The organism is Thermococcus litoralis DSM 5473, assembly GCF_000246985.2.
In the GTDB taxonomy this organism is placed as follows: domain Archaea; phylum Methanobacteriota_B; class Thermococci; order Thermococcales; family Thermococcaceae; genus Thermococcus_A; species Thermococcus_A litoralis.
This window is the reverse complement of sequence record NC_022084.1, coordinates 253,291-267,597: the sequence shown is the minus strand read 5'-3', so window position 1 is coordinate 267,597 and position 14,307 is coordinate 253,291. Positions and strand designations below refer to the sequence as shown.

Here is a 14,307-nt window from a genome sequence, read left to right as displayed (position 1 = left end):
GGTTTAAAAATCCAGCGGGTCATTGGGGTTTGATACTCAAAATTGGGTATGCTTTTAAACTTCAAAAGTGAAAATAAAATTTGGGTGTTGTTATGAGTGGAGTGTCCTCAACCGTTAGGGAAAATATAAAGAAACTTCTTCAAGCACTTCCCAGATTAAGCATGCAGGAAATTCTTTCCTACTGGATAAATGCTGAGATAGAGGAAGCCGAGATGTACGATCGCCTTTATGAGTTGAGCAAGGAACTAACATGGATCGAAGAAATCCCTAAGGTTTTTCGTAAGCTTAGCGAAGAAAGCCTAGAACATGCAGAAAAGTTGCTTCAACTTTACAAAAAGCTGTTTCCGGATGAAAATACTGTATCAGTTAATTTACCTCCCTTAGAGGTTGTATTGGCTGAGAACAAACTTAGAAGGTTTTTAGAGCGGGGAAGGCTGGAGGAGCTTTTTGATATCTTAATGGAAAACGAAAAGATGGCTGCAGAAGCTTATGAATATCTCCAAAATGCGAGCAAAAACCCTGAGGTGAAGGAGATTGCAAAGTGGTTGGCTAATATTGAGTGGGAACACTACAACCACATAAAAGGGCTGAAAGAAAAGTACCTTTCATTAAAAGACCATGCTACCCAATGATATTATGACCTCTTAAAAACTCTTCTATGTCTTTTATCTCCTCTATGGACAGCTGAAATACTCTTTTTTGAGAGTGGGGAATGTGTTCAATGATGGGCTTAAGTTTCTTGAACTCATCTTTTGTGAGGCCTAGCATATGGTAAGAGTCCTTTAGGGCCTTGCTTGCCAGCTTTCTCCTGTGCTGGAAGAGGGCCTTCACGAGGTTCTCGTTTAGATCGACTTGTTCATCTTTGGGTTTGGGCGTCATTACTATTACTGCGGAATCAACTTTCGGTTTTGGGTAGAATGCTCCTCTGCCAATTTTTTCAACAAGCTCAACCTCGGCCTTAGCCTGCACCATTACAGAGAGGCGGGAGTAGTTCTTATCTCCTGGCTTTGCCACCATTCGCTGGGCAAATTCAAGCTGATAAATAAGCACGGCTTTCTTGAAGTCATACTTCAGAAGTTTAAAGGTTATGGGGGAAGATATCTGGTAGGGAAGGTTGGAAACTATCTTATCAAAGTAAGGAAAATCTATTTTTAGGGCATCTCCGTGTATGAGCTCCACATTATCCCATCTGTACTCTCTCCTCAGGATTTCGATTATCCGTGAATCCTTTTCTATGGCGTAAACCTTCTTTGCCCTCTTTGCCAGCTCGTCTGTTAGCACCCCTAAACCGGGTCCTATTTCAAGAACGGTCTCGCTTTCCTTTATTTCTGCCCTTTCTACTTCTCTCTGAATAACATCTTCCACTATGAGAAAATTTTGGCCAAGATCGGAATTCGGCTTTAGATGGTATTTAGAAATTAAAGAAAAGACCTTGGAGTACATATCTACTCCCTGAATATTCTCCTTGAGCCTACAAAAAGCCTGTAGCGGTCTTTGTTCTCAAGCTCGTCCAAGATTCTTCTCGCTATCATTTTCACGGGATCTGGAAGTCCCTTTACCCTATGCTTCAAATCCTCAAAGCTCTTGAATGGTTCCCTTTCCCTCTCTTCCAAGATGTCCCACATGTGCTTTTTCCCTATTCCGGGAAGCAATTCTAAGCTGTGAAGTCTGTTCGTAATTGGCGGAGCAAGGTTGAAAAACTTCACAAAACGCTCTTCATTGTTCTTTACGATTTCCTCAAGGACGTACGGAAGTTCAGCCTTCGCAGTTGGAGTCAGGTCATCGTAATTAAGCTTTCTGGTTATCATTAATACCTTGTCCCTCTGTCCCTTTCCAACAAAGACCCTTTCATAGAGCATAAGGTCTGTCTTGGGGATTACCTCGAGCAGGGTAAAAGCCTTCTCCCCAATAACCTGTGCTATAGGCTTGTTTTCCCTAAGGTTTCGATGCTCAAGATCGAGATAACCGGTGGGAAGATAATCTAACACATATGCGTATTCTTCATACTCTACATGACGCTTTTTTTTATCGGTACTTTGGGCATAGGAATGTCTTCTACGATAATAATCCATGGTCTCTCCCCCCAAGAATATACAGCTTAGGGCTTTTAATACTTTTCGAGAAATTTTGAAAAAGAAGAAAAGAGTGCTACTCCCTATATTCTTCAAGTATTTCGAGTATCTTTTCTGCTTCCTCTTTGGTGGGCATGTGTTCTTCCTTGGCAAAGATAACCCTTATGTCAAAGTAGTCTTCGGGCATTATGTCAACAATTTTTGTCGCTATTCTCCCATCAAGCCATTCAAAGAGGCCTGTTAGCTTTTCTCTAAGCTCTTTTGCCTTTTCTGCTGGTAGTTTTGAGAACCTCTCGGCATGCTCAATGCTGACCCTTGCCTCATAGAATATTGGCTCCTCTGGGTTTTCTTCAGCCCCTTCCTCTTTTCTCTTGAGCAGTAATTCCCTTGCCTCTGGAATTGAGATGTATTCCTCCTTAAGCTTCTTGCGCCCTATCATAGCTCTCACTTCTGGGGTCTTAAATGGACTGGGTGAATAAAGAATGTCTTAACCTTACCGCCATCGGTGAGCTGGACTATGTATGCATCTCCCCTCTTTCCAACCACTGTGCCGGTTCTTCCATGGAACCTTGGATCGGGCATTCCTTTGTGGTAGCTTGGCTCAATCACTATGTGGACTTTCTGTCCGACTTCAAACTCTTGGAGGAACCTTGTTAATGGAGGAAGGCCTCTCCTCCTTGGTGATTTGCTAAGCTTACCTCTGGTTTTCCTTCTAACAGTATGGGCTTTTTGAACCATATCAATCACCTCTTAGAGCTTATTTAGGAGTTTCAACAACTTATACGTTTAGGAACAAGCTTTTATCAACTATGGGTCTTTCCCAATACCATAAGCTCATGTGCTCAACCATTTATAAAGTTTTCACTGCTCATCTAGGATGTTCAGCACATCAAGTTTTTCGCACCAAGCCTTCTTTCCTAATATCTCGCTCACCGAAGGGGTTGTCCTCCCCTTGTCTCCCGAAATTAGTTCTTTTATGTAGAGCCCTCCGTCGGTTATCAGGCGGAGTTTAAAATGCCTCTCATCTAAAAGCTCACCTTCAGCCTCATGGACTTTTCTCACTCTCACCAAATCGGCCCTTCTCCCTAAAACCCTTCTAGGGGTTCTTTGATGAATGGTTGCTCCTTCGAGTGCCTTAACGACCTTTTCAACCTCTTCTCTGCTGATGCCCTCCTCAACGTAAACAAGTGCCTCGTATTCTTTTTTGTGGTTTGATGTGAGAACCTTTTCGGCTTCTTCCTTGGTTATAAACCTGAGCCCTAAAACCTCAACTTTCCCGCTCTTGTTGATTTCCTCTTCAATTCTCCCTAAGTCAATATGCCTTTTTATTGGCCTCTTAACCTCAACAACAAAGGGTCGCCCATTCCCAAGCATTCTCACATCTACATCCTCTCTTCCAGCTCCGTGGAATATGCATTTTCCTTTTGTCGCTTTTGAAAAAGGTTTGCAGATTATTGACGCAACACTTTCTTTGAATCCCCTTAATGGCGTTTGAGGGATCCCCCTAACTAGCTTCCTGTAGCGACCATAGATGTAGAGAGGCTTTATCTGGAGTTCCACCCTCTCGTTGTATGGCTCCACTATAAAAACAACATCTGGGTTGCTCTTGTTTACAGGCTTTTGAAGTATGAGTTCAAGGAGCTTTCCAATTTCCCTGTTCAATTCCCTGTTTATTGGTTCAGCATACTTCAACCCAAACTTTTCAATTATCTCCCGTTCTTTCTCTACAATTTCCTTGGGAACCCTTGAGCCAACGAGAAAGCTCTCAAACTCAAGTCCAAGCCTTGAAACCTTATCATAGCAAAGCCTTGCAAGATATTCGGTCTTTTTGAAGATATTTCCGCAAAGCTCACACTCTTGAGGCTCCTGAAAGCCCTCCTCGCCTCTAGCTTCTCTTTCCATATTAATGACTAACCTTATTGATTTCCCTCGGATGTGATTGTCCCCCTTCCCAAGCAGGGCAAAGGCCCTTCCCAAGCAGTGGTCACAGAGTTTGTGCTCTTTGAGTATCTCTTCGGCCTTTTCTATTATCATCACTCGCACCCTTAAGCTTTTTAATGCCCTTTCAAACTTTCCCCTATGATGACGAGAAGACAGAAGATAATAAAGCTTTTGGAGGAGAGGGACTACAGTGTAAGTGAACTTGCAATGCTCCTTGAGATGAGAGGCAAAGGGAGCAAGAAGGTAATCCTTGAAGACCTTAAAGCTATTGCAAATATCGTAAAGCGTGAAGGAAAGGCTCTCCTCATTCAGCCAGCCCAGTGCAGGAAGTGCGGCTTCGTATTTAAACCAGAGATAAAAATTCCTGGCAAGTGTCCAAAGTGCAGGTCGGAATGGATCGAAGAGCCGAGGTTTAAAATCGAGACTCGATAGGGGCCATACCTGGAGTGGAAAAGAGACAATGTTTATATCCCTCTCACCTCTATCTAGCCTAAGATTCAAAGGGGGTTTCGCTATGAGAAAAGTCGAGCTTTTCATGAAGGAAAAAGGCATTGAAATTGGCGATTATGTTGAGGTTGTGGAGGAGGAAAACGGCACAAGAGTTACTCACAGGGGCATTGTAATGCCCCCATATGAGCTTTCAAAGGGAGAAACCCTTACAATAAAGCTGGACAACGGGTACAACATCGGGATTTTAATCGACCAGATAGTTGAAGTGAAGATCCTCGAAAAAGCCAAGCCAAGAGAAGAGATTTCATTTAAAGAAGTTTTACCTAAAAAACCTGGGCTTCCAAACGTTACCATAATAGGAACCGGAGGAACCATAGCGAGCAAAATAGACTACAAAACCGGTGCGGTTCATGCGGCATTTACAGCTGAGGAGCTCGCAAAAGCCGTTCCGGAAATTTTTGAAATAGCAAACATAACCCCAAAGCTTCTCTTTAACATAATGAGTGAAGACATGAAGCCTCAATACTGGAAAAAGATGGCTCATGAGGTTGCAAAGGCACTCAACAGTGGGGAGGATGGAGTTATAATAGGCCATGGAACAGATACGATGGGGTATTCTGCTGCTGCATTAAGCTTCATGCTAAGAGATTTAGGAAAGCCTGTAATCTTCGTTGGCTCCCAGAGGAGTAGCGATAGACCTTCAAGCGATGCCGCGATGAACTTAATATGCTCCACCAGGATGGCAGTTGAGGACTTTGGTGAGGTTGCTGTTGTGATGCACGGAGAAACCAGCGACACCTACTGTTTGGCACACAGAGGGACAAAGGTTAGAAAAATGCACACCTCAAGGAGAGACGCCTTTAGGAGTATAAACGACGTTCCCATAGCAAAGATATGGTCTGATGGAAGAGTCGAGTATCTAAGGGACGACTACAGAAAAAGAAGGGAGAGCGAAGTATGGGTTGATGACAAGCTTGAAGAAAAAGTTGCCCTAATAAAGGTTTATCCAGGCATGAGCGGGGAGCTCATAGACTTTTTAGTGGATAAAGGCTACAAGGGAATTGTAATAGAGGGCACAGGTCTCGGTCACACACCAAACGAGATAATCCCAACAATAGAGAGGGCAGTTGAGGAAGGTGTTGCAGTTTGCATGACGAGCCAGTGCCTCTACGGTAGAGTCAACCTCAACGTCTATTCCACTGGGAGAAAGCTCCTTAAAGCCGGTGTTATTCCATGTGAGGACATGCTTCCAGAGACGGCTTACGTGAAGCTCATATGGGTTCTTGGTCATACGCAGAACCTTGAGGAAGTTAGAAATATGATGCTCACGAACTATGCTGGAGAGATTACCCCCTACACAAGATTTGACACTTATCTGAGGTGATAGATATGGAGCTTGATTATAAGGCACTTGGTCTCAAAGTTGGTCTTGAAATTCACAGACAGCTCGATACGAAAAAGCTGTTCTCCCCGGTACCGAGTGAACTTCATGAGGAGGTGGATTTTACAGTTGAGAGAAGACTAAGGCCTACAATGAGCGAGCTTGGAGAGATTGACCAGGCTGCACTTGAAGAGTTCAAAAAGGGTAGGGTTTTTGTCTATGAGGGGAACTACAGGTACAGTGATCTGGTTTATCTGGATGAAGAGCCGCCCCATCTACCGGATGAAGAGGCATTAAGGGTTGCCCTCCAGATTACCTATCTCCTAAATGCCATTCCGGTTGATGAAGTTCATTTTATGAGGAAGATCGTCATAGACGGCTCCAACGTCTCGGGCTTCCAGAGGACTGCCATAGTTGGCATGAACGGCAAGGTGGATACTCCATGGGGGAGCGTTGGGATTCCAACGATCTGTCTTGAAGAAGATGCGTGTAGGATTATAGAGCAGGGAGACAAAAAAGCAGTTTACAGGCTTGACCGTTTGGGGATTCCTTTAATTGAAATAGCAACTACTCCAGACATTCACCATCCGGAACAGGCAAAGGTCGTGGCAAAGTTCATAGGCGATGCTTTGAGGGCAACGCGCAAAGTAAAACGTGGTCTCGGGACAATAAGGCAAGATTTAAACGTTTCCATCAAAGGCGGGGCTAGGATTGAGATTAAGGGTGTTCAAGAGCTGGATATGATACCTTTGATAATTAAGCGCGAAGTTGAGAGACAGCTCAATCTCATAAAGATCAAAGAGGAGCTTGAGAAGAGGGGAGCAAAAGAGGAAGAGCTGAAAGAGGAGTTTTATGACGTGAGCGACATCTTTGCTAACACAGGCTCAAAGATAATTGCCAATGTCTTGAAAAAGGGAGGAAAAGTTTTGGCTATTAGGCTTCCAAAGTTTAGAGGTCTTATAGGCTTCGAAATTCAGCCCGGAAGAAGGCTTGGAACGGAAATGGCTGACAGGGCTAAGAAGTACGTAAAAGGTATATTCCATATCGATGAGCTGCCAAACTATGGCATAAGCCAAGAGGAAGTCGACAAGGTCGTTGAGAGACTCAACCTTGGGGAACTTGATGCCTTTGTGTTAGTTGCGGCTGAGGAAGAGATTGCCAAGAAAGCCCTTAGAGAGGTTCTTCAGAGGGCAAGAGAGGCCATTAGAGGTGTCCCCGAGGAAACGAGAAGGGCTTTGCCGGATGGAAATACCCAATACATGCGCCCTCTCCCAGGAAAGGCTAGAATGTATCCAGAAACAGATATTCCGCCGATATTTATCAGTGAAGAGCTTAAGAAAGAGATCTTAGAGAACCTTCCAGAGTATCCACAGGCGAGAGTGGAGCGCTACGTTAAGGAGTACGGCATAGACAAAAGCTTAGCACAGACGTTAGTTGATGATGAGAGAGATGAGCTCTTTGAGGAGCTTATAGGGATGGGTGTTAAACCCTCCTTGGCGGCTTCAGTCCTTGTAGTGGTTCTCAAAGGTCTTAAGAAGGAAGTGCCAATTGAGAACATTACGGAGAAGCACATAAAAGATGCGTTCAAACTTTTCCTCGACAACAGGATAGCAAAGGAGGCATTTGAAGAAATATTCAAGGAGCTTGCACTCCATCCAGAGAAGACCGCTTTGCAGGTTGCAGAGGAGAAAGGACTCACGTTGTTAAGTGAAGAAGAAGTTGAGAGAATAGTCGAGGAAATAGTTCAGGAGAACATAGACGTGGTAAAGGCAAAAGGCATGGGTGCAATGGGAATGCTCATGGGAAGGGCAATGGCCAAGCTTAGAGGAAAGGCCGATGGGAAGCTGGTTAGCCAGCTCGTGAGGAAAAAGATTCAAGAGTTCAGCTCTTAATTCTCCTTTTTCAATAACTTTTTAAGATTTGAAGTTGTATCCTAAGCGGGAAGAGAGATGACCTTTGTTCCGGGCCCGATTATAATTCCACGAAAGCCTAAAGAGAAACCAGAGAACAAAAAGAAAGTGGAAAAAAAGACTATCCCTCGAAAAAGAGAGAAGAAGTTAGTCTACGTTCTCATTAAATTAAAGCCCGAGCAAATGATAAGCGAAAAAGCTAAGGAGCTAGAGGAGCTTTTTAAGGGGAAGACCTTTAACAGGGTGGTTAACCCTGATGAATATACCCTCTTAATGAACGCCCAAAACCTCTTCTCAAGATCAAGCAGGCTCTATGTGGTTGAACTGACTGATGAGATGAACCGCTGGTTTTATCTCGTGCCGAGTGAGGAGAGAATTAAGTTCAAAAATAAAGACAAGTACATGGTGTTCCTTATCAAAAAGGACTCTGCCCTTGAGGAGATATTTAAGAAAATCGCTGAGGGCAAGTTAGCTAAGAGGAGCACGTTTGAACTTGTAGTGACGGCAATAGAAGTGGCCTTAGGTATTTTAACATTTGTGGCTGGCTATTTGGCACTTGAAAATGTTATTGACCTTTCTCAGCTCAGCAACATTGTAACTTTTGTATTGTTTTTCATCTTCGCACTGCAGAGCATTAAAAAAGGATACAAAAGGAGAGGTTGGGAGGATTGAGAATCCCACTACATTATCCCCCAAGCTCAACCTCGAAAAAGCCCAAGAGATGTACCTACTCTGTAATATCAGGCTCTCTTGCAGAAACTTCAAGGGCACTTGAAGAGCGCTTTTCGTCTCTGGGAATACGCCCAATTAGGCTCATAGACCCGGAATGTTATACCTTAGAAAGCCTCGCAGAGTCTTTATGTGAGAGTGAACATATTGGAATAGTAGAGGTGAGGAGAGAGCTAAACAGGATGTTTTACCTTTTCCCTGAGAGAGTGGAGTTTGAAGAGGAGCTTGAGTTTGATGTTTTTACTCCCGAGGGATTAAAATATCTCCTTAAGCTCATATGCGAAGGCAAAATAGACCCAAAGAAGCGCAGGAGATTCTCCATGATGACCTTTTTGGTCTCTATGGTGGGAGGTGTTGTTACATCTGCGTTCTTCGAGCCTAAAAGTTATTGGGACTTCTTGCTCTCCTCAGTTCTGATTGCAATAGTGGTGCTTTTGATAGCTCTTCTAATAGACTGGCCCTCGCTAATTCTTCCCTTTAAAGGAGTTAGATTAGTAGAGAAGAAAAAGAAGACTAAAATCACAAAGATAAGCTTCCCGCCATCAGCTTTAGAATTTTTAGAAAAGAAATAAAACCTCAACGTCCAAGCTCTTTGTGCGCTTTTGCTAGGTGCTTTGCCGCTATAGCTGCCAACAAAGAGAGCTCTCCCGCTAATACTGCACCTGCAACAATCTCCGCAAACTTCTTTGCATTTGTTCCTGCTGGCTCTCCACCGCCAGCAACGCCCATGATGCTTAATGCTTCCCTCTGCGTAGGAACTCTCGTTCCTCCCCCCACTGTTCCGATTTCGAGGCTCGGCATTGTTATGCTTATGTATAAATCCCCCTCAGGAGTGACCTCTGCAAGGGTTATTCCATGGGAGCCTTCGGTTATTTGGGCTTCATCCTGGCCAGTTGCTAAGAATATTGCCCCCACAATGTTTCCAAAATGGGCGTTGAATCCATAACTTCCAGCCTGGGCTGAGCCTACGAGATTTTTCCTATAGTTTACTTCCGCTATGAGTTCCGGCGTTGTCTTGAGCTTTTTCTCCACGATCTCCCTTGGAATGATCGCCTCGGCTATCACTGTTTTTCCCCTTCCGTTGATGAAATTCATTGCGTTGGGCTTCTTATCAACGCAGAGGTTTCCAGAAAGGGCTAGGTACTTAACATCCGGGAAGTGTTCTTCGATAACCTTCATTATCTCTTCACTTGCTATCGTGACCATGTTCATTCCCATGGCATCGCCTGTCTCGAACTCAAACCTCAAATAGAGATTGTTGCCGACGATGTATGGCTTAACTCCCCTAAGCTTTCCATGCCTAGTTACTTTTGAAACCGCTTTCTCTTGGAGATATTCGAGGTTTTCTTCGACCCATTGGGCAACTTCTCTAGCCCTTCTTGCATCGGGGCATTTTAAAAGAGGCGCCCTTGTCATTTTGTCGTCGATTATGGTTGTTTTCACACCGCCTGCGGCAGTTAAAGCTGAGCACCCTCTATTAACGCTTGCAACCAATGCTCCTTCAGTTGTCGCCAAGGGAATATAGAACTCCCCTTTGGCATATTCACCATTTATCTTTAAGGGCCCGGCCACTCCCATTGGTATCTGGACAACCCCAATCATGTTTTCTATGTTCTTCCCAATAACTTCCTCGGGGTCGATAGAGTAATGCCCGATGTTTTTGAGGGATATCCCCAATTTTTTCTCAAGGGCTTTTCTTCTTATCTCAGTTGCAAGCCTTTTGCTTCCGGTGTATTTTTCCACTTGGTGAAGCTTAATTTCTCCACTGGCTACCTTTTCGATAAGTTCTTCCAAGTTCATCTCCCTACCCCCAAAAGAGATTTCAGATCTTTTTAACCTTACTTAAATATCCATTCCTCTAATATCTCTCCGGCCTCATAAAACGCTATAGCCGCATCGCTTCTTGGTTTATATGCAAGTACTGGGATCCCCACGTTTATGGATTCTGGAACATATTCATCAAATGGTATTACCCCAACAACCGGCAGGCCAACGTTTTCAGTGATCTCGTCTATTATGTGGTCTATAACATCTTCCGATTCCCTGACCTTGTTTAGCACTACCCCAATCTTTAACCCATATTCCTCGCCTATTGCCTTAAGCTTGTTAATCTCATTCTCCACCATTGTTTCAAAGGAATAAATCGGTGATCTTTCAACTTCAACAACTATTATTTGATAGTCAGCAACTTCAAAAGTTGGAAGGGTATCAAAGGGAATTCCAGTGGGAGAATCAACAAAAACCACCGGAAACTTATACCTCATCTGCTCGACGATATCCCTTAATCTTTTGGGTGATATACCTATTACATCCTGCAGCCTAGTACTACCGGGCATCACGTTAACTCCAGTCTTTGCGTGTTTGTAGATTGCCCACTCCGGATCAACTTCGGGATTTTTGAGAAGGGAATGGACAGTATAGTTGACATTCTCCAAAGCAAAATGGAAGCCGAGATTGGGCAAGAAGAGATCACCATCTATAGCTAAAGTCCTATACTCCTTTTGAGCAAAATACACGCTTAGATTTGCAGTGGTTGTGGTTTTACCAGCTCCCCCTCTCCCGGTAACGATTATAACCGGCATTACTCACACTTCCTTGATAATCAATCTTTAAATCAGTGACAAAGTTGCTAAATCATCGCAGTGATAGGTACACTACTTCTATTACAAAATGAAATATAAGATTTTCGTATAAGGGGGGAAGAAAGGAAAAGAATCAACCAATAATTTCTCCGAATGCAAACTTCTGTTTCACGGAATTTATAACAATCTCTACCTCATCCCCCACTTTTGTGTTAGGGACAAAAATCACAAAGCCCTTAACTCTTGCTATCCCATCTCCACCTTTTCCAAGGGCTTCTATCCTTACCTTGTATCTTTCTCCAACTTTAACTGGAGGCAGTCTTGAGCCTCCTCTGTCCATCCTTCTCTTTCCAAATTTCCTATCCTCCAATTCAGACACCACCAAGCAAGTATCTGCAATCTTAATTGTGATGATGGTGGTATTTAAAATTTTTGGTGGTTTCACAACTTTTTCAAACCTTTTGTTGCTTAATTTCGCTTTTTCCTTCTGAAAAAAAGAAGCCAACTGCCAAGTATTTTATGGGGACAAAAAGCTTTATATCACAAAACAATGAAGATATTAATGTTAAAAAACCTGTGGAGATGGTAACCATGGGCGAAAAAATGACCGCTATCATGAAAACTAAGCCCGCTTACGGTGCTGAACTTGTTGAAGTTGATGTTCCACAGCCAAAAGAAGGGGAAGTCCTCATCAAGGTTCTTGCAACTAGCATCTGCGGAACCGATCTCCATATCTATGAATGGAATGAATGGGCACAGAGCAGAATAAAACCCCCCCAGATAATGGGTCACGAAGTCGCTGGAGAGGTTGTGGAAGTTGGAAAAGGAGTGGATGACATTCAAGTAGGCGACTACATCTCTGCAGAAACGCATATAGTTTGCGGAAAATGCTACCAATGTAAAACCGGCAACTACCATGTTTGTCAGAACACTAAAATATTTGGAGTAGACACCGATGGTGTCTTTGCGGAATATGCGATAGTCCCAGCCCAGAATGCATGGAAAAATCCAAAGGAGATTCCCCCAGAATACGCAACCCTCCAGGAGCCCTTGGGTAATGCCGTCGATACAGTTTTAGCTGGGCCAATTTCAGGTAAGACTGTTCTCATAACCGGTGCTGGACCCTTAGGTCTTCTAGGCATAACGGTAGCGAAGGCAAGTGGGGCTTCTCTGGTAATAGTAAGCGAGCCGAGTGACTTCAGAAGAGAGCTGGCTAAAAAAGTGGGTGCTGATGTGGTTATAAACCCCATGGAAGAGGATGTTGTTAAGGAAGTGAAAGACCTAACAGATGGCAATGGAGTTGACGTTTTTCTTGAATTCAGTGGTGCTCCAAAGGCCCTTGAGCAGGGGTTACGGGCGGTTACGCCGGCGGGAAGGGTTAGTCTTTTGGGTCTCTTCCCGAGGGAAGTCACATTCGACATTAACAACCTCGTTATCTTCAAGGCATTGGAAGTTCATGGAATTACCGGAAGGCACCTATGGCAAACTTGGTACACCGTCTCTAACCTCCTTAGAAGCGGAAAGCTCAATTTAGACCCGATAATCACGCACAAGTACAAGGGATTCGATAAGTTTGAGGAAGCTTTTGAGCTCATGCGTGCTGGAAAAACGGGTAAGGTTGTGTTCTTCCCCCACAAGCACTGACTCTTCTAACCCTTTTATCTTTACCACCGCAATTTTTAAGTAAGTCTTGTGAGACTTCTTTCGGGGGGTTGATAATGGAATTAAGCTATCAAGAAAAATTAACTCTCATCAAGCTCAGGGATTTAAAAAAGGCGAAATTTGAAGACCTAGTTAAAGAGACCGGACTTGACCAGGTAGCGGTAATGAGAGCCGTTCTCTGGCTCCAGAGCAAGGGGCTTGCAAAGCTCCATGAAAGACAGAAGAGAATCGTAAGAATAACAGAACTAGGGAGAAAATATGCAAAAATTGGACTTCCAGAAAGGAGAGCCTTGAAACTGCTTGTTGAGAGAGGCAAAGTTTCTCTTGATGAGTTAAAGGAAGTACTGAGTGAGGATGAGCTTAAGCCTATCGTTGGAATCTTAAGGAGAGAAGGATGGGCGAATGTTAGAAAGGAGGATGGAAAGCTCGTTCTTGAGGTCACTGAAAAGGGAAGAACAGCGATTTCTGAGGAGAGACCAATTGACAAAGCATTGAAAATCCTTGCAGAAAAAGGGGAAGTTGAAGCAAAAGAGCTTGAAAAGCTCATCCCTATTAAGGAGCTGAAGAGCAGAAAAATTGGGGAAGAAGACACTAAGGCGGAGAGAGAGGTAGAGATCACAGAGGAAGGGATGAAACTCGCTGGGAGTGGTCTTGAGCTCAAGGAAGAGGTCTCAGTTTTAACTCCAGAGCTCATAAAGAGTGGGGAATGGAGAAAGGTTGAGTTCAAACGCTTTAACATTCAAGCCCCTGTGAGGAGAGTCTATCCTGGCAAAAAGCAACCTTATAGGGTTTTCCTCGATAAGATAAGGAGAAAACTTATAGAGATGGGCTTTATTGAGATGACTGCAGAAAGCCTAATAGAGACTCAATTCTGGAACTTTGATGCTTTGTTCCAGCCACAGAATCATCCAGCGAGAGATTGGACGGATACTTATCAGCTGAAGTATCCAAAATATGGCTCTCTCCCGGATGAGGAGCTTGTGGAGAAGGTTAGGGCATCTCATGAACACGGATGGACAACGGGTTCAAGAGGATGGGGGTACAAGTGGGATCCAAGAATGGCTATGCTTTTAATGCCCAGAGCCCATGCAACCGCCCTGAGTGCAAGACAGCTTGGCGAAGGTGTCCAAATACCGGGTAAGTACTTCGCTATTCAAAGAGTTTTTAGGCCAGACGTTTTGGACAGAACACATCTAATCGAGTTCAACCAAGTTGATGGATTCGTTGTGGATGAGAGCTTAACATTCAAACACCTCCTCGGAATCTTGAAGAGGTTTGCAGTTGAAATCGCTGGAGCAAAGAAGGTTAAGTTCCTTCCGGATTATTACCCCTTCACAGAGCCGAGCGTTCAAATGAGTGCCTATCACGAAGAGCTCGGATGGGTGGAATTCGGGGGAGCGGGAATATTCAGAGAAGAGATGACAAAACCGCTTGGAATAGACGTGCCAGTAATTGCATGGGGAATCGGTATCGACAGGTTAGCTATGTTCAAGCTCGGAATAGACGACATAAGATACCTCTTTAGCTATGACTTAAAGTGGTTGAGAGAAGCCAAATTAATCTGGTAGAGCCTTTCCAAT

The 14,307-nt window shown here is 43.9% G+C and carries 16 protein-coding genes; 8 read left to right on the top strand and 8 right to left on the bottom strand.

Annotated features, from left to right (window positions below):
* Nucleotides 1–92: 92 nt before the first annotated feature.
* Entirely contained in the window at nt 93–632 is a 540-nt protein-coding gene (locus tag OCC_RS01420; RefSeq protein WP_004069132.1) for a ferritin-like domain-containing protein, read from the top strand.
* Here OCC_RS01420 and rsmA read toward each other — a convergent pair.
* The 5 genes from rsmA to OCC_RS01395 form a co-directional block, all read right to left on the bottom strand.
* Nucleotides 622–1,443, bottom strand: a complete 822-nt coding sequence (gene rsmA, locus OCC_RS01415) for a 16S rRNA (adenine(1518)-N(6)/adenine(1519)-N(6))-dimethyltransferase RsmA (RefSeq protein ID WP_004069134.1) — start codon at nt 1,441–1,443, stop codon at nt 622–624. The two genes, OCC_RS01420 and rsmA, sit on opposite strands and share 11 nt — an antisense overlap.
* Before the next feature lie 2 nt (nt 1,444–1,445).
* Complete coding sequence (locus tag OCC_RS01410) at nt 1,446–2,072, bottom strand: DUF655 domain-containing protein (protein WP_004069136.1); 627 nt, start codon at nt 2,070–2,072, stop codon at nt 1,446–1,448.
* 76 nt (nt 2,073–2,148) lie between these two features.
* The gene (locus OCC_RS01405) at nt 2,149–2,511 is read right to left on the bottom strand and encodes an RNA polymerase Rpb4 family protein (RefSeq protein WP_004069137.1); all 363 of its coding nucleotides are present in this window, start codon (nt 2,509–2,511) and stop codon (nt 2,149–2,151) included.
* A 5-nt stretch (nt 2,512–2,516) separates the two neighbouring features.
* Nucleotides 2,517–2,810: a 50S ribosomal protein L21e gene (locus OCC_RS01400; RefSeq protein WP_004069139.1), complete on the bottom strand. Its 294-nt coding sequence runs from the start codon at nt 2,808–2,810 to the stop codon at nt 2,517–2,519.
* A gap of 123 nt (nt 2,811–2,933) precedes the next feature.
* On the bottom strand, nt 2,934–4,106 hold the full coding sequence (locus OCC_RS01395) for a tRNA pseudouridine(54/55) synthase Pus10 (protein WP_004069140.1): 1,173 nt from the start codon (nt 4,104–4,106) through the stop codon (nt 2,934–2,936).
* Nucleotides 4,107–4,151: 45 nt separating this feature from the next.
* Here OCC_RS01395 and OCC_RS01390 point away from each other — a divergent pair, with 45 nt between their 5' ends.
* The 5 genes from OCC_RS01390 (at nt 4,152) to OCC_RS01370 (ending at nt 9,055) form a co-directional block, all read left to right on the top strand.
* Nucleotides 4,152–4,445, top strand: a complete 294-nt coding sequence (locus OCC_RS01390; RefSeq protein ID WP_004069155.1) for a transcriptional regulator — start codon at nt 4,152–4,154, stop codon at nt 4,443–4,445.
* Between the two features lie 82 nt (nt 4,446–4,527).
* Nucleotides 4,528–5,847, top strand: coding sequence for a Glu-tRNA(Gln) amidotransferase subunit GatD (gene gatD / locus OCC_RS01385; protein WP_004069157.1), 1,320 nt, complete (start codon nt 4,528–4,530; stop codon nt 5,845–5,847).
* A 5-nt stretch (nt 5,848–5,852) separates the two neighbouring features.
* Entirely contained in the window at nt 5,853–7,736 is a 1,884-nt protein-coding gene (gatE, locus tag OCC_RS01380; RefSeq protein ID WP_004069160.1) for a Glu-tRNA(Gln) amidotransferase subunit GatE, read from the top strand.
* 57 nt (nt 7,737–7,793) lie between these two features.
* Entirely contained in the window at nt 7,794–8,426 is a 633-nt protein-coding gene (locus OCC_RS01375; protein ID WP_004069161.1) for a hypothetical protein, read from the top strand.
* A complete protein-coding gene (locus OCC_RS01370) occupies nt 8,423–9,055 on the top strand; it encodes a hypothetical protein (protein WP_004069163.1) in 633 nt (210 codons plus the stop codon). The genes OCC_RS01375 and OCC_RS01370 overlap by 4 nt, the downstream gene beginning before the upstream one ends.
* 4 nt (nt 9,056–9,059) lie before the next feature.
* Here the strand turns inward: OCC_RS01370 and hmgA are convergent, their stop codons facing one another.
* From hmgA to OCC_RS01355, 3 genes are all read right to left on the bottom strand, one after another.
* Nucleotides 9,060–10,283 (bottom strand): hydroxymethylglutaryl-CoA reductase (NADPH), encoded by a 1,224-nt coding sequence (gene hmgA, locus OCC_RS01365; RefSeq protein ID WP_004069164.1) that lies wholly within the window; start codon nt 10,281–10,283, stop codon nt 9,060–9,062.
* Nucleotides 10,284–10,321: 38 nt separating this feature from the next.
* A complete protein-coding gene (locus tag OCC_RS01360; protein WP_004069167.1) occupies nt 10,322–11,065 on the bottom strand; it encodes a MinD/ParA family ATP-binding protein in 744 nt (247 codons plus the stop codon).
* 133 nt (nt 11,066–11,198) lie between these two features.
* A complete protein-coding gene (locus OCC_RS01355; RefSeq protein ID WP_048874657.1) occupies nt 11,199–11,405 on the bottom strand; it encodes a TRAM domain-containing protein in 207 nt (68 codons plus the stop codon).
* A 251-nt stretch (nt 11,406–11,656) separates the two neighbouring features.
* Here OCC_RS01355 and tdh point away from each other — a divergent pair, with 251 nt between their 5' ends.
* The gene (gene tdh / locus OCC_RS01350) at nt 11,657–12,709 is read left to right on the top strand and encodes an L-threonine 3-dehydrogenase (RefSeq protein ID WP_004069171.1); all 1,053 of its coding nucleotides are present in this window, start codon (nt 11,657–11,659) and stop codon (nt 12,707–12,709) included.
* Nucleotides 12,710–12,783: 74 nt separating this feature from the next.
* Entirely contained in the window at nt 12,784–14,295 is a 1,512-nt protein-coding gene (pheS, locus tag OCC_RS01345) for a phenylalanine--tRNA ligase subunit alpha (RefSeq protein WP_004069173.1), read from the top strand.
* Nucleotides 14,296–14,307: the final 12 nt, after the last annotated feature.

Bases quoted from the DNA above. Each gene is read 5' to 3' on its own strand.
- OCC_RS01420 (WP_004069132.1), top strand. From the start codon at position 93: ATGAGTGGAGTGTCCTCAACCGTTAGGGAAAATATAAAGAAACTTCTT.
- rsmA (WP_004069134.1), bottom strand. From the start codon at position 1,443: ATGTACTCCAAGGTCTTTTCTTTAATTTCTAAATACCATCTAAAGCCG.
- OCC_RS01410 (WP_004069136.1), bottom strand. From the start codon at position 2,072: ATGGATTATTATCGTAGAAGACATTCCTATGCCCAAAGTACCGATAAA.
- OCC_RS01405 (WP_004069137.1), bottom strand. From the start codon at position 2,511: ATGATAGGGCGCAAGAAGCTTAAGGAGGAATACATCTCAATTCCAGAG.
- OCC_RS01400 (WP_004069139.1), bottom strand. From the start codon at position 2,810: ATGGTTCAAAAAGCCCATACTGTTAGAAGGAAAACCAGAGGTAAGCTT.
- OCC_RS01395 (WP_004069140.1), bottom strand. From the start codon at position 4,106: ATGATAATAGAAAAGGCCGAAGAGATACTCAAAGAGCACAAACTCTGT.
- OCC_RS01390 (WP_004069155.1), top strand. From the start codon at position 4,152: ATGATGACGAGAAGACAGAAGATAATAAAGCTTTTGGAGGAGAGGGAC.
- gatD (WP_004069157.1), top strand. From the start codon at position 4,528: ATGAGAAAAGTCGAGCTTTTCATGAAGGAAAAAGGCATTGAAATTGGC.
- gatE (WP_004069160.1), top strand. From the start codon at position 5,853: ATGGAGCTTGATTATAAGGCACTTGGTCTCAAAGTTGGTCTTGAAATT.
- OCC_RS01375 (WP_004069161.1), top strand. From the start codon at position 7,794: ATGACCTTTGTTCCGGGCCCGATTATAATTCCACGAAAGCCTAAAGAG.
- hmgA (WP_004069164.1), bottom strand. From the start codon at position 10,283: ATGAACTTGGAAGAACTTATCGAAAAGGTAGCCAGTGGAGAAATTAAG.
- OCC_RS01360 (WP_004069167.1), bottom strand. From the start codon at position 11,065: ATGCCGGTTATAATCGTTACCGGGAGAGGGGGAGCTGGTAAAACCACA.
- OCC_RS01355 (WP_048874657.1), bottom strand. From the start codon at position 11,405: ATGGACAGAGGAGGCTCAAGACTGCCTCCAGTTAAAGTTGGAGAAAGA.
- tdh (WP_004069171.1), top strand. From the start codon at position 11,657: ATGGGCGAAAAAATGACCGCTATCATGAAAACTAAGCCCGCTTACGGT.
- pheS (WP_004069173.1), top strand. From the start codon at position 12,784: ATGGAATTAAGCTATCAAGAAAAATTAACTCTCATCAAGCTCAGGGAT.